The organism is Hyphomonas sp. CACIAM 19H1 (assembly GCF_003325995.1).
GTDB lineage: Bacteria > Pseudomonadota > Alphaproteobacteria > Caulobacterales > Hyphomonadaceae > Hyphomonas > Hyphomonas polymorpha.
Genome location: NZ_CP016437.1, coordinates 1,506,403 through 1,518,849 on the forward strand (window position 1 = coordinate 1,506,403; position 12,447 = coordinate 1,518,849).

Below are 12,447 nucleotides of genomic sequence, written 5' to 3' on the forward strand. Positions count from 1 at the left end.
TTTGGGTGCGAGTCAATATCCTTGCCCGCGAAAAGCTGGAAGGGTTGTCTAAACGATGGTTATGGTCAGGCCCGGCCCAGAAAATCCCGGATCAACGCGGCCACCCGGGCAGACGCAGAGACAGGCCCAGCATTGATGGCGGCGGCAAAGCCTGCCACCTGCTGCGCCAGAAATCCTGGATGCTCAGCCTTTGCTGAGCAGATAAGGCGCAGGGCTTCCTCCGCAGAATTGGCAACCTCGCCAAAAGTCCAGTGGCGATAGAAGGGACTATCTCGCCAGTGGGCGTCATGTGCATTCAAGAAGACGCAAGGCTTCGGCGTTTGCAGAAACTCGTAAACCTGGCTGCTGACATCTCCTACATAAATCTCGGCTGTGCGCGTGTAGTCCATATTGAGGGAATGAATGCTGCCTCCATCAAACCTCAGATTTGGCGCCTGAGATAATTGGGAGAGTTTATCGAACAGGCGCCTGCCTTTGCCGCGCAGCCTCAGATGGGGAGCGACGATGAAATTGAAGTCCGGCATCTTCGCAAAGGCTTCAAGCAAGGAGGGCCCAAAGCTCATCCATGAGCTGAGATCAGCATCGAAATGGGGATTGTAGAGTACGACTGGCCGGTTATCCTCAAAGAAACGCGGTGGGCCAGGTGGCAACACGTCAAACTTGCAATAGCCGATGACATGGCAGGTTTCAGCGGTCGCCAACCCATAGCTCAGGAAAGCGTCATAATCCTTCTGGCCTGCAACAAAAACCAGATCAAAGAGCCGTATACGGTCTTCATATCCTTTTTCCCGGTCGCCCGCGCCATGAAGAATATGGATGAGCTTCGGGCACTGCTTGCCGAGCACTTTCTTCAGCGCCGTCGATGTGCGCTCGGGTGTCAGAATGGCATTGTATCCGGAAATGCGCGCGAGGTTCAGCAGAAGGTTGGGCAGGCGAGGGGGGCACTGATAGAGGGGCCGCCCCTCATAGAACAGGGGTGTTCGCAAGACGCTGCGGGAAAGCTCTGGCGCATGGGCTGCAATCAGCTGCTCGTGCCAATCTGTTGAGACAAGGATATCCGTACTCACCCCGGTGCGAGCAAGTTCTCTGGCGGCGCCGAGAACGTGTAACAGCTGGTGCGCCTCGCCAATCGCCAGCACAAGGATGCGAGGCGAAAAAGAAGGTTGCCCAGGAGAAGGGAGGCGGGGCATGGCCGGGTCAGAATCCGTTTTTCTTCAAGCCCTCGAAATCCGCCACCGTGTCCACTTCAGCCCAACGATGCCCCTTTATCAGAACCGTTTCGACGCCGCCTTCGGTGCTGGCAATGGCGTTGATGGCCTTTAGAAACCAGGCCTGAACGCCATCTTGTGTGCGCATCATCTGTTCCAGCTTGCTCCGGAAAAACATTGGCCCGCTTCCCTTGAAGCGCAGAATTCCAATGGATTCGGCGTCAGTTTCGCTCGGCAAAAGCGTTTTGCCGATGGCCGTGAGGGACGTGCCGGAAAGCGTTACCTTCATGTCGTCCAGATCATAGCTTTCCTTCTGGTCAATCGTCACCAGGATTGGCGCGGCTGGTGCGGCAATCACTTTCTCGATCAGGTCCAGCTTGAATAATGTGTCCCCGTTGATCAGGAGGAAGTCGTCATCCATCCGTTCCCGAACCATCCAGCAACTCGCAAGATTGTCGGCCACCTGGAAAAACGGGTTGAAGAACGGGCTCCCCTTCAAGGGGCCGCTGCGGCCCGCAAGCTCTGCTTCCACCAGATCAGGAAGAAACCCGGTCACCACTGTCACGTCCCGGATGCCGGCCGCCTCAAGGGTATTCAGCTGATACCCCAGCAGCGTGGTTTCCTGCACCGGCAAAAGACATTTCGGGCGGGATTCCGTGAGAGGCAAAAGGCGCGATCCGCGACCAGCACTCAGGAGAATAGCTTTCATTTGGAGGTGCTCACTTCTTCCGAGAGGAAACCGATTTCAGGCAAATTCAGGTCTGCGATTGTCAGGTTCATTTCGCGCGCTGCCTTCCGCAATCCGGAAGACGGATTGACCGCAATTCCATGATCGGAATTCAGAAGCATATCGAGATCGGAAACGTGATCGCTATAGGCAAAGGACACGCGCTCGATTCCGTGTGCCTCGATGCGCTTGAGCTTTTCTGCGCCATAGCAATTGGCGCCCGAGAGCCGCGGAGCTGGGGCCTCGCCCTCCGCCGACCAGTCCAGCCGCGTCGCGATGACCTCATGAAAACCCAGCGCGCGCGCAAGTTCATCGGCGACAAGATCAACCGAAGCTGTTGCTATGATCAGCCGGTCACCCCGCGCAGCGTGCCAGCGGATCGCCTCTACAGCGCCTGGACGGAGCCCGGAGTGGACCTCTCGCACAATGAAGGCCGTGGCTGCGGCTTCCAGTTCCTCTCTGGAGAGATGGGAGAGTGATCTGAGGCTCACCACCTTCACGGAGTCCCGGCTCACCAATCCAAGTTTGTAGCCTGCCGCCTGCACAAGGATGCGGGCAAGATGGAGCAGGAATGCCGGCCGTTTCCGATTCACGAAAATCAGAAAACGGGTCCATGTCGGGGCCCGTGTGATCGTCTTGTCGAGATCAAAGATGGCGATCGTTGGCATGATTTTCAGGCCTCCAGCCAGGATGCGGGTTTCGATTTCTGGGCCATCGCCTGCACCAGCCGTCCCCCGTGGAAGAGCAGGCAGATAAATGTCCAAACACCAATGGCGATGAAGCCCCATCCAGGCTGGCCGAGCATGACCGCTGCCATGAAGATCAGCATGTTGGGATTCCGGCGCGCGGTGATCTCACGCATGAAACTGTCGATGGGTTGCCAGACATGAATGTGAAATCCGAAGCGCCGGATGAACTCCCCTTCCTCCAGCCGGTTGAGAAGATACCCCGCAAGGATCATCGCCAGCGATCCGGCCAACAGCGTCTGCGAAGGCCCATCGTCCGTGCCCTGCAGACCGACGAAGATGGCCCAGTACCAGAAGGGCGGGTGGATCAGGTCGATCCCGTGATCATAAATATTGCCCCAGTTCGAATAGGTCATCGTGGTGCGCGCGAGTTTGCCGTCCACCGTGTCCAGGAATGTCATGATCCAGGCTGCCGCGAGACCGGCCGCCCAAGCGCCATTCCAGAACAGCCAGAAGGCTAGTATGACGAAAGCCAGGCTGGCTGTGGTCACGGTGTTGGGCGAAATACGCAGGAAAGCGCAAAGGCGCGTGATATGAAACGCCGGCACAGGCCACGCATACTTGGTCACCAGATCGGTCACGCCCTTGTAGGAGCCCTTGAACAGTACCCGCTCTATGTCGATGGCTTTCTCGGTGCGCATCGACAGAACGTACGGCACCTCCCGTTTGCGCAGGCTCTTGTTATAAGCATCGGCAAAGTCATGCATGTCGCCCGGAGTGAGGCCAGCTGACTTCAGCGTCTCACGGTCTGCGACCGGGTTTTCGAACAACGCCAGAAATGTGCTGGCGTCAGCCGCTTCGGGCAAGTGGATGGCAACCAACTGCTCGCCCGTGTTATCCACCGCTGGCGCCAGCAGCGCCGCGCCGGGCTGGGCCAGCAGGTTTCTCTGGAGCGACGGCGACAGCACCCATTCAAGGCCTGCCAGCAGACGGCTTTCCGCTTGATCCACGCCTGCGGCTCCCGCCTTCGTCCAGGCGCGGCGCTGCCATTCGCGGAGATCCAGCCCCCAGAGCTTTGACGGCAATTCCCCAAGCAGGCGAACCGAGACGGCGTTTGGTGTCATAGGGCGAATAACTCTAAGATGTTTAGTTGAAGGTGGGCTCAAACCCGAAACCGGCAAAAGGAGAAAGAGCGTCATGCATCGCAATGCAACCTTTGAAACATTTGGTGGCAGCCGCACCTTGATCCGCGATTACACGCACTGGAGCGTTCAGGTGCGTCCAAAACAGGTCACGCTCGGTGCTCTCATCATTCTCTCTCATAGCGATGCCACGGCATTCTCTGCGCTGGCTGCGGAGGCCTTTGCCGAACTCGCTACCGTTGTCAAAGATGCCGAAACAGTGTCCGCGAAAGCGTTCGCCAACACGAAGATCAACTATCTGATGCTGATGATGGTGGATCCCCATGTCCATTTCCATGTTCTTCCGCGCTATGCCGCTCCGGTGATGTTTGAAGGAACCGCCTACACTGATCCGGGCTGGCCGGGACAGCCAGTCCTCACAGTATCGGAGGGGCTACCGGATGCTGAGCGCGTCGCGGGCCAATTGCGGGCAGTTTGGCCCAATCCTCGGGCATGACTGGAGGTTTGCACCTGCATTTTCAGCCCTGCCGCCGGTCCGCTAGAATGCTCCGGACCAGCTCAAGATCGGCTTGAGAGTCGACATCAATTGCGGCTTCAGCAAACGGCATCACAACAACGCCTGCGCGCGCGCCCAGTCTCGCAGAAATCATCTGGAAGGCCCTGTGAACATCCGGCCTGCCGATCAGTAACCGGAGTGCTGTCACCGGCCCAAAGCGCCAGGCTATCTTCCACGGCTTCTTGCGGTCCTGCTCTGCCTGTTGCCAGAACCGGATAATCTTCAGTGCTTCGGATGAGCGGATGAAAAACAGATTGCAGCCAGACATGGGAGCCCCCCCGAATGGGATATAGGTTCGCCGTGTTTGTGGATAGCTCGCCTGTATTGTCTCCTTCGATGCCAACCCTACGGTCAGATCCGCGCCGCCCCGAATGGCCTCTCCAACGAAGTGATCTACCATTTCTGATGTGAGCAGCGCATGATCGCAGGTCGTCACAAGCAGGGGCAGTTGGATCCCGCCCTCTATCGCGCCCAGAAGGCTGGAGGCCGGGCCGCCGGATACCGACTGGGCTCGCTGCGCAGGTATGCCGCCGCTGGCTTCTTCAAGCACTTCCGGTTCAAGCCCTGAAACATAAGGCGCCGTACACAGACGGCCGCTTTGCATCAGGGAGCGGAGTACGCTCGACAGCATCGGCGCGCCGCCAATATTGATCAGCGCTTTGCTTTGAACGCCGTGGGCCATGGCGAGCGCATCCCCGCTCGCCCGCGCGCCAGCCAGCACAAGCGCATATGCCGTGTCACACGCGGAGTGCTGGCTCAAAGGGGTTTTCCGTAGATGCGATAGGTCTTGTATTTCGGCGCGTCGAACAGCGAGATGATGTTGATCAGATTGGTGTTCGTTTCCAGAATCCAGGAGGCTTCGATGTTGCGCACGCCTCGGGCATGCTGCGCCGCCAGTGTCATGCTGCAGGTAGCTGCCATGGTCTGCACGCCGCGGCGCGTCTTGTGAAACTTCCGCCGCATTCCGGCCAGCGGTATCCGGGCGGTTGTGGTGCCCGCGACCTTCAATCGGTGAAGAAACTGTACCCAGCCAAATGGCAGAAGCCGGCCATTCAGCCCTTCGGCGGCCTCGAAAATATCCGGCAGTACGAGAGCAAAACAGGCGGGCTCCTCATCGATCAGTCCTATCCAGAGATGATCGGGGCTTATGAGGGGCTTCAGCTCCTTGGCCATATGCGTAATTTCGGCCTTTCCAAAGGGCACGAAGCCCCAATTGTCCGACCACGCATCATCGAATATGTCGAGGATCTGATTAATCTCGTTCTCATAGTTGCGGCTGTCCAGATTTCGGATCCTCAGCCGCGGATCGCGTTCAAAGCCCTCGATCAGCCTGCTGGCAATACCAGGCGGCTCATATGTCTCGCCCATCCGGATCATGTAGGCGAACATGTCCATGGCCTTGGAATATCCGGCGCGCTCCAGAGAGGGGGCATAATCCGGCCGGCCGTGCAACATCATCATTACGGGCGGCGTATCAAACCCGTCGACCAGAAGGCCGCACTCTTCGTTCACGGAGAAGTTGAATGGCCCTGCAATCCGCCGCATGCCCCTCTGGCGCAGCCACGCTTCGGCAGCCCCCATCAGCGCGGAGATGGTTTCCTCGTCTTCCTGCAGCGTGTCCAGAAATCCGAAATGACCCGTCTGATCATTATGCCGCGCCAGGTGAGCGGGATTTATGAACACGGCAATCCGGCCAACGGCCTGTGTGCCCCGCCAGGCCAGCAACAAATCATGTGGCATCTGCGCAAGCGCCGGATTGCGGCGAGGATCGATTTGCGCCGCGCGCTCAAATCTCAGGGGCGCCCGCCAGGCTGGCAGGTTGCCATAAGCGCGAAAAGGGAGGTCCAGAAACGCGCGCCGGTCGGCCGCGCTTTCCACCCGCCGCACTGTAACAGGCTCATTGCCAAAAGAGAGATTCTGAATTGGCGCATGGATATTCATTTGCGAAGCTCAAGTCGGACCGTTGTTGTCTGATCACCCGCCTTGAAGGCGGCTTCGTCGAACTTGGGCATGCGCAGTTTGAGCTTCTGATTGTTGGAAAGGGCAAAGGGTTCAGCTGGCAGCATGTTCCAGTGCCGGGCGAGTTCCCGGTCACCGTTCACGTCATGATAGGCGGCCACTGCATAGGTTCCCGATGACGGCAGATCAAAACAGACGCGCTGCGACCCGTTCTCGGCGGGCACGCGCACACGTTTCAGGCGAGAAGCTTTTTTGAGGAAGTCCCGTTCACTCGGCTTGTACAGCTCGACCGTCAGAATTCCCTCCGCATAGATGCCAGTTACGAGGACTTCAATCTGCGGTCCCCCGTGGCCACAGATATCACCGGCCTCGTCGGCGCGAATATCCAAGACATTGAGGGTTTGCGCCGCAGCTGTCTGGCAAAAGATCGCCAGCATCAGCATCAGAACCTTGCCAAGGTGCATCAACACAGTCCTATTGTGACACATATGCTTCAGACTGTTAGTAGCGCCAAGCCGGTGCAGGGATCAATGGACTGTCACACGCGATGCTATAACAAAGTCAGCCGAGAGCGATTGGCCGGGGGAGTGGGTAATGATTGCCAGGCTTGATCGCTACCTGATCCGTAGCTTTCTTGGCATGTTTGCAGGCCTTACCGTCCTGGCCATGGCGCTTTTGCTGCTGGAGCGGCTTATCCGTATTACCGAACTGGTTTCGGGCTCTGGAAGTGCACTGCTTTCGGGCTCTCTCCTGATCGCCAACCTGATTCCACATTACCTGAATCTGGCATTGCCGGGCGCGTTTCTGATCTCGATGATCCTGACAATCGACCGGCTTAGCCGCTCGGGGGAAATCGTCGCGCTGATGGCGGCAGGGGTATCACTTTACCGGATTGTCCGGCCCTTCATGCTGGTTGCGCTTGTTCTGGCAGCAGCCTCCCTCCTGATCTCCGGTATCCTTCAGCCTCTGTCGCGCTACTCGTATCGCGAGATCGTTTACAATCTTCAGCACCAGTCGGTGTTGTCCGTGTTTCAGGAGCAGAAGTTCGTCCAGTACAACAACCGGATCATCTGGACAGATAGCGTCCAGGCCTCGAGCCGGCGGCTGGGACAAACCTTCATTCTGGAGACAGAGCCGGACGGTACCCGTACCGTACTCACAGGCCGCACCGGCCTTTTGCAGGAGCCGCGCTCCGGGGAGTGGGAAATCATTCTCCAGGAAGGCGCGGGCGCCGCCTATCGCGATGGCGATCCGCCAGAAGAGTATGACAGGATCGAATTTGCAGAGCTTATCTGGCCGGTGATTCCGGATGCCGGACAGTACCGTGAACGCGGAAATGACGAGCGCGAGTTGTTCCTCTCCGAACTGCTCAGCCCTTCGTCAGCAGCCAGTGGAGAAGGCATTGAGCCTGCCGTTGCCGCTTCAGCGTTTCATGACCGGACCAGCCGCGCAGCCTTGTTGCTTGTCATGCCGCTCATCGCTGTCCTTCTGGGCTTGAACCTCGGCCGGATCGCGCGCTCCAGCGGTGTGATTCTGGGTATCCTCATCCTGCTGGGCGTCCAAAAGGTTCTGGAGTTCACTCTGGTTCAGGCCAACGAGGGGATCATCCCCCCCTGGGCGGGTTTCTGGCCTATCGTCCTTCTTGTGGCGCTCGCCGCGCTTGCCTTGTTTCAGCGTCTTTCCGAGGGAAGCCTTCTTGCAGGTCGTCGCAGGATCGCCCGCCAGGGAACAGATTATGCCAGCGCCCTTGCCGGAAAGCAGGCAACATGACCACGCGTCTTACCCGGTATCTTTCCCTGTTATTCCTGCAGCGCTTGGTCGTTGTAGCGCTGGCGCTGGTTGCGCTTCTGGGCGTCCTCGACGCACTCAGCAATGCCGACAAGCTGCCGGCCGGTGCCGGGTTTGAGGGGCAGATGCGATATATGTGGCTGCGCCTGCCAGCCCTGTTCGATAGGATTGTAGTCTTTGCCTTTCTGCTGGCAGCGCTTCTCACCTATGCATCGCTGTTCCGGCGCAATGAACTCGTTTCGATCTCCGCCTCCGGTATTTCCGTATTCGGACAGATGAGGACGCTGGCGCCCGTTGTCTTCGTGGCAGGCGTGGTCTCTGCCTTGGCAATTGATATCGCCGCTCCGCCCTCCACCCGTGCATTGCAGGCCTGGCTCGGCGCCGGCGCGCTTCAGGAAGACGCCCAGACGCCGGAGAAGCTCTGGCTTTCAGATGGTCCGCTGCTGATCGAGTTGAGCAGTATGCAGAAGGATGAGTTAAGCGGCATCACGATTTTCGAACGGAATGCCGAAGGGGCCGTTGTGTCCGTCACCATGGCCGAAACAGCGCGTCCCGCTGATGGTGGCTGGCAGCTCAGCAATACCAGCCAGCGGCGCTTCGATGGCGATGCTCCCCGGGAGATGTCCTTCTGGCCAAGCCCCCAAACTCCCGATAGCCTTCAGCTTCTGCTCGCGTCACCGCGGGATCTGGCCATCTCGAATCTCCTTGCGCTCAGTGAAATGCGCGGATCGGGAAGCCGGCCATCCGGCGCTTATCTGCTCTGGGCGCTGAACCGCATATTGCTGCCGGTCACGGCAATCGGCTTTCTATTTCTGGCCGTGCCAATCATGCAGGTCTATGGCAGGCGGTCGAATGCCGATCTGGCTGTCGCCGCGGGAGTTGCCGCTGGCTTTGTTTATATGGTGGTAGACGGCATCCTGAAAACGCTGGCAGAGAATGGGAGCCTCAGTCCGGTGTTGGCCGTTACGTTTCCAATCCTCGTCCTCTTCTGCGCCAGTCTGTGGTTGGCACTGGACCGTGAGGTCAGGAAATGAGCCGCAAGATCGGCTTTATCGTCAATCCACTCAGCCACACGGTCCAGCGTAAAGGCTCAACGCTCGAACGGGTTGCTGCGCGCGTGGAAGATGCCGTGCTGATCCGCATTGATGACTTTGCCCGTCTGCCGGATCAGCTGCGCCAGCTCGCCGCGGAGCATCCGTCTGCCGTCTTTGTCGAAGGCGGCGATGGCACGCTCCAGGCTGTGTTGTCAGGGTGGCCGGGCTTTGCCGAGGGAAGCGCGCAACTTCCGGACATGGGTATCCTGCCAGGAGGCAGCACCAATCTTGCCTTCAAGGTGGCCGGTCTCCGCCGCAGCGCCGGTGACGATATTGAAGCACTCATAAGATCCGGCCGCGCGGATAGCCTCTCCACGCGGACCAGCTTGCCCGCACTCCGGATCGAAAGCTCCAATCTCCCGGCACCTCTGGTCGGTATGCTGCTCTCCACCGGATCGCTCGCCCGCGCGATGCTCTACACCCAGAAGCAGATACATGGGGACGGCCACAGGGGATCGCTCGCTGTCGCCAACGCGGCCGCTCGCTTCGTCGTCTCGCCTGGATCCTATCTGGACACGGATGGAGCGCCATTGCTGCGCCCCTGTGATTACAAGGCAGAGAGCGCGGTCTTCCGCCTGCAGGGCGTCCACGCGCTCAGCCTCATGACGACTCTGCCTTATCTGAGCCTCGGCTTGAAACCTTTCTGGGGGGAGGAGGGCGGGCCCATCGCTCTCACCTACGCCCAGTGGCCGATCTCCGCGTTTCGGGCTGCATTCCTGAAAATTCTCGCGAATGCCACAGGTCCGGAAATGACCCGCCATGGGCTCACAAGCTATCGGACAGACAGGCTCACGCTCAACTGCTCCGGCCCGATTGTGCTGGACGGGGAGCTATTGCAAATCCCGGCATATGATCCCATCCGGATCACGTCCACCCGCCCCATCCGGTTTCTGAGATAACGATGACCGACGCCCGTTTACCGGCCTTACGCGCCCTTATCCTTGAGGATCAGATCAAGCTGGGTGAAGGTGCCCGCGAAGTCGCGGAAGCGATATGCGAACGCCACAAGGGCGCTGTGCGGGGGCTCGTCTTCTACGGATCCGCCATGCGTCAAGGCGAAGTGGCTGACAAGATGTATGATTTCTATGTCATCGTGGATCAGTACAAATCTGTCTACGGATCAGGCCTGAAGCGTTTCGGATCGTGGTTGCTCCCACCCGGCGTGCATTTCATGCAGATCACGGGCGCAAACGGCAAGCGCCTTCGAAGCAAATATTCGATCGTTTCGGAAAAAGCGTTTCACCGGCGCGCGCGGGGCGGCGCCTTTGAGAGCATGCTCTGGGCCCGTTTCGCGCAGCCTTCTGCGGTGCTGTCAGACGATTCTGAAGTGCGTACTCAGCTTCTGGACACGCTGGCCCTTGCCTGCGCGCATTTTGCCGGAGAAATCCGCCCGCTTCTGTCAGGTTCGGTTACGCCGCTCATGCCGTGGGTCAGAGGCCTCAGTGAAAGCTATAAAACGGAATTAAGGCCGGAACGGCCCGATGCGCGTGCCAGCGAAATCGTTGCTCGTTTCGAGGCCCGTTATCAGAGGCTGTCGGAAATACTGTTCGCGGCAGAACTGGAAACACCGCCCAAGCCTGGCCGTGCCCGCGCGTTCCTCTGCCAGGCGAAGTGGATACTGCGCCGGATTATTGGAAAGCCCATGGGCGCGCTGCGCGTCATGAAAGCGGCGACCACATTCAATGCCGGCCTCGACTACATTCTCGAAAAGGTCGAAAGCCATTCCGGCGTGCGCCTTCAGGTCACGGAGGAAGAACGCCGCCGTCCTCTGATCCATGCGCCATCCCTGGCCTGGCGCCTCTATCGGGCGGGTGCCTTTCGCTGACGCCGCTGCGTGCCTCGATCTTTAAGTCAGATCCCGGAAGGCCGAGATAATCGCGTCGATCTCTTCTGCCGAATGCGCTGCAGATACACTGAGCCGCAACAGCGACTTTGCATGAGGTGTCGCCGGCGGAACGGCGAGGTTTACATAGATGCCTGCCGCCAGAAGCTGGTTCCATTCCCGCACAGCTGTCAATTCGTCGGGGCGAGGCAGGGCGATGATCGGCCCCGGAGGAGACGCCGCCGCGAACCCGGCCGCCGCCAACCCGGCGTGAAGCTGGTGCGCCCGCGCCATCAGTTCACGGCTGAGGTCGGGTCCGTGCATCATCTCACCCATGGCTGCGCGCGCCGCCGCCACGTTTGAGGGCGATCCCGAGGCAGTGAAAAGATAAGGCCGGCTTACCAGCCGCATCAGATCAAGGCCGGAATGGCGCGATACGCAGAACCCACCAATCGAGGCAAAGCTTTTCGAGAAGGTACCGGAGAGAAAATCGATCTTGTCGAGCACGCCAAGCGCATCGGCAAGTCCGCGTCCACGGTCGCCATAACAGCCCACCGAATGAGCTTCATCCACGTAGAGATAGGCGCCGTGCTCGTGGGCCACGGCAACGAATTCATCCAGCGGCGCCACATCGCCCAGCATGGAATAAAGCCCTTCCACCACCACAAGGCGCGCGCCTTCATCAGGCAGGCGAGCCAGCCGTTTTGCGAGGTCTTCGGGGCTGTTGTGCCGGAAACGGATGGTTTCCGCGTCGCTCAGCCGGCATCCATCATATATGCAGGCATGGCTGTCGGCATCAATCAGCAGATGGTCACCGCGCCCGGCCAATGTGCTGATCGCGGCGAGGTTTGCCTGGTAGCCGGTGGTGAAGACGACCGCAGACTTCGCCCTGAAAAATGTCTTCAGGTCTTCTTCCAGGTCGATATGCTCGCGGAATGTTCCGTTCGCCAGCCGGCTGCCGGTCGTGGCTGTGCCCTGGCGGGCAATGGCATCTATGGCCGCAGATTTAACGGCCTCGGAGAATGTCAGCCCGAGATAATTGTTCGTGCCGGCGAGGATGATTTCCCGGCCGTCCACAAGCGCCCGGGTCGGCGACAGGATCTTGTCGAATGTCATGCCGAAGGGCAGCTTGCCCAGCGATAACACCGCTTCGGCGCGTTGCCCTACCTTCTCGAACTTCTCGAAAATGTCGGACTTTTTGGCGTCACTATCGAACATTTGCGAGTTGTCCTATCTTTGCAACAAGGTCGTGAACGGTGTCGATATCGGATGCTGCCTCGACCGGCAGGGAAATATTGTAGAGGTCTTCAAGTTCCATCACGATGTCGAATATCTCGACGGAATCGATCTCCAGGTCGGCGCCTATCCGCGTGTCCGGACGGATGGCTGCCTGAGTGTGGCTGCGGGTTGAAAGCACTCTGGCAACGTTTTCAAAGATCGCTTTCTGATCTGTTCCTGAGGGCAT

At 59.0% G+C, this 12,447-nt stretch carries 14 protein-coding genes; 5 read left to right on the top strand and 9 right to left on the bottom strand.

Features of this window, described 5'->3' with window-relative positions:
- Positions 1 to 65: 65 nt before the first annotated feature.
- From BBF93_RS07090 to BBF93_RS07105, 4 genes are all read right to left on the bottom strand, one after another.
- Positions 66 to 1,067 (bottom strand): glycosyl transferase, encoded by a 1,002-nt coding sequence (locus BBF93_RS07090; RefSeq protein ID WP_162786464.1) that lies wholly within the window; start codon positions 1,065 to 1,067, stop codon positions 66 to 68.
- Between the two features lie 130 nt (positions 1,068 to 1,197).
- A complete protein-coding gene (locus BBF93_RS07095) occupies positions 1,198 to 1,917 on the bottom strand; it encodes a sugar phosphate nucleotidyltransferase (RefSeq protein ID WP_035595704.1) in 720 nt (239 codons plus the stop codon).
- The gene (locus BBF93_RS07100; protein ID WP_051612343.1) at positions 1,914 to 2,603 is read right to left on the bottom strand and encodes an HAD family phosphatase; all 690 of its coding nucleotides are present in this window, start codon (positions 2,601 to 2,603) and stop codon (positions 1,914 to 1,916) included. Before BBF93_RS07100 ends, BBF93_RS07095 begins: the two co-directional genes overlap by 4 nt.
- Positions 2,604 to 2,608: 5 nt before the next feature.
- Positions 2,609 to 3,745, bottom strand: a complete 1,137-nt coding sequence (locus tag BBF93_RS07105; RefSeq protein ID WP_233349305.1) for a CDP-alcohol phosphatidyltransferase family protein — start codon at positions 3,743 to 3,745, stop codon at positions 2,609 to 2,611.
- A 73-nt stretch (positions 3,746 to 3,818) separates the two neighbouring features.
- Between BBF93_RS07105 and BBF93_RS07110 the strand changes: the two genes are divergently transcribed.
- The gene (locus BBF93_RS07110) at positions 3,819 to 4,259 is read left to right on the top strand and encodes an HIT domain-containing protein (protein ID WP_035595701.1); all 441 of its coding nucleotides are present in this window, start codon (positions 3,819 to 3,821) and stop codon (positions 4,257 to 4,259) included.
- Between the two features lie 22 nt (positions 4,260 to 4,281).
- Here the strand turns inward: BBF93_RS07110 and BBF93_RS07115 are convergent, their stop codons facing one another.
- The 3 genes from BBF93_RS07115 to BBF93_RS07125 all read right to left on the bottom strand — a co-directional run bounded on the left by BBF93_RS07115 (position 4,282) and on the right by BBF93_RS07125 (position 6,721).
- A complete protein-coding gene (locus tag BBF93_RS07115) occupies positions 4,282 to 5,040 on the bottom strand; it encodes an NTP transferase domain-containing protein (protein WP_162174014.1) in 759 nt (252 codons plus the stop codon).
- A 35-nt stretch (positions 5,041 to 5,075) separates the two neighbouring features.
- Positions 5,076 to 6,059 carry a hypothetical protein gene (locus BBF93_RS07120; protein ID WP_233349306.1) on the bottom strand — a complete coding sequence of 328 codons (984 nt, stop codon included), beginning with the start codon at positions 6,057 to 6,059 and terminating at the stop codon, positions 5,076 to 5,078.
- 197 nt (positions 6,060 to 6,256) lie between these two features.
- Positions 6,257 to 6,721, bottom strand: a complete 465-nt coding sequence (locus BBF93_RS07125) for a DUF2141 domain-containing protein (RefSeq protein ID WP_233349307.1) — start codon at positions 6,719 to 6,721, stop codon at positions 6,257 to 6,259.
- A gap of 151 nt (positions 6,722 to 6,872) precedes the next feature.
- On the opposite strand from BBF93_RS07125, the gene BBF93_RS07130 reads away from it, so the two are divergent.
- From BBF93_RS07130 to BBF93_RS07145, 4 genes are read left to right on the top strand one after another with little or no spacing between them, the layout of a single operon-like run.
- Positions 6,873 to 8,048: an LptF/LptG family permease gene (locus tag BBF93_RS07130; protein WP_035595695.1), complete on the top strand. Its 1,176-nt coding sequence runs from the start codon at positions 6,873 to 6,875 to the stop codon at positions 8,046 to 8,048.
- Entirely contained in the window at positions 8,045 to 9,100 is a 1,056-nt protein-coding gene (locus BBF93_RS07135) for an LptF/LptG family permease (protein WP_114105462.1), read from the top strand. Before BBF93_RS07130 ends, BBF93_RS07135 begins: the two co-directional genes overlap by 4 nt.
- On the top strand, positions 9,097 to 10,059 hold the full coding sequence (locus tag BBF93_RS07140; RefSeq protein WP_114105463.1) for a diacylglycerol kinase family protein: 963 nt from the start codon (positions 9,097 to 9,099) through the stop codon (positions 10,057 to 10,059). The genes BBF93_RS07135 and BBF93_RS07140 overlap by 4 nt, the downstream gene beginning before the upstream one ends.
- Positions 10,060 to 10,061: 2 nt before the next feature.
- The gene (locus BBF93_RS07145) at positions 10,062 to 10,985 is read left to right on the top strand and encodes a hypothetical protein (RefSeq protein WP_035595689.1); all 924 of its coding nucleotides are present in this window, start codon (positions 10,062 to 10,064) and stop codon (positions 10,983 to 10,985) included.
- Positions 10,986 to 11,006: 21 nt separating this feature from the next.
- Here the strand turns inward: BBF93_RS07145 and BBF93_RS07150 are convergent, their stop codons facing one another.
- A complete protein-coding gene (locus BBF93_RS07150; protein ID WP_035595687.1) occupies positions 11,007 to 12,200 on the bottom strand; it encodes a pyridoxal phosphate-dependent aminotransferase family protein in 1,194 nt (397 codons plus the stop codon).
- Complete coding sequence (locus BBF93_RS07155; RefSeq protein ID WP_035595685.1) at positions 12,190 to 12,447, bottom strand: acyl carrier protein; 258 nt, start codon at positions 12,445 to 12,447, stop codon at positions 12,190 to 12,192. Before BBF93_RS07155 ends, BBF93_RS07150 begins: the two co-directional genes overlap by 11 nt.

Coding starts and splice junctions, on each gene's coding strand:
- BBF93_RS07095 (WP_035595704.1), bottom strand. CDS start 1,917: ATGAAAGCTATTCTCCTGAGTGCTGGTCGCGGATCGCGCCTTTTGCCT.
- BBF93_RS07100 (WP_051612343.1), bottom strand. CDS start 2,603: ATGCCAACGATCGCCATCTTTGATCTCGACAAGACGATCACACGGGCC.
- BBF93_RS07105 (WP_233349305.1), bottom strand. CDS start 3,745: ATGACACCAAACGCCGTCTCGGTTCGCCTGCTTGGGGAATTGCCGTCA.
- BBF93_RS07110 (WP_035595701.1), top strand. CDS start 3,819: ATGCATCGCAATGCAACCTTTGAAACATTTGGTGGCAGCCGCACCTTG.
- BBF93_RS07120 (WP_233349306.1), bottom strand. CDS start 6,059: ATGCCACATGATTTGTTGCTGGCCTGGCGGGGCACACAGGCCGTTGGC.
- BBF93_RS07125 (WP_233349307.1), bottom strand. CDS start 6,721: ATGCTGATGCTGGCGATCTTTTGCCAGACAGCTGCGGCGCAAACCCTC.
- BBF93_RS07130 (WP_035595695.1), top strand. CDS start 6,873: ATGATTGCCAGGCTTGATCGCTACCTGATCCGTAGCTTTCTTGGCATG.
- BBF93_RS07135 (WP_114105462.1), top strand. CDS start 8,045: ATGACCACGCGTCTTACCCGGTATCTTTCCCTGTTATTCCTGCAGCGC.
- BBF93_RS07140 (WP_114105463.1), top strand. CDS start 9,097: ATGAGCCGCAAGATCGGCTTTATCGTCAATCCACTCAGCCACACGGTC.
- BBF93_RS07145 (WP_035595689.1), top strand. CDS start 10,062: ATGACCGACGCCCGTTTACCGGCCTTACGCGCCCTTATCCTTGAGGAT.
- BBF93_RS07150 (WP_035595687.1), bottom strand. CDS start 12,200: ATGTTCGATAGTGACGCCAAAAAGTCCGACATTTTCGAGAAGTTCGAG.
- BBF93_RS07155 (WP_035595685.1), bottom strand. CDS start 12,447: ATGCCCTCAGGAACAGATCAGAAAGCGATCTTTGAAAACGTTGCCAGA.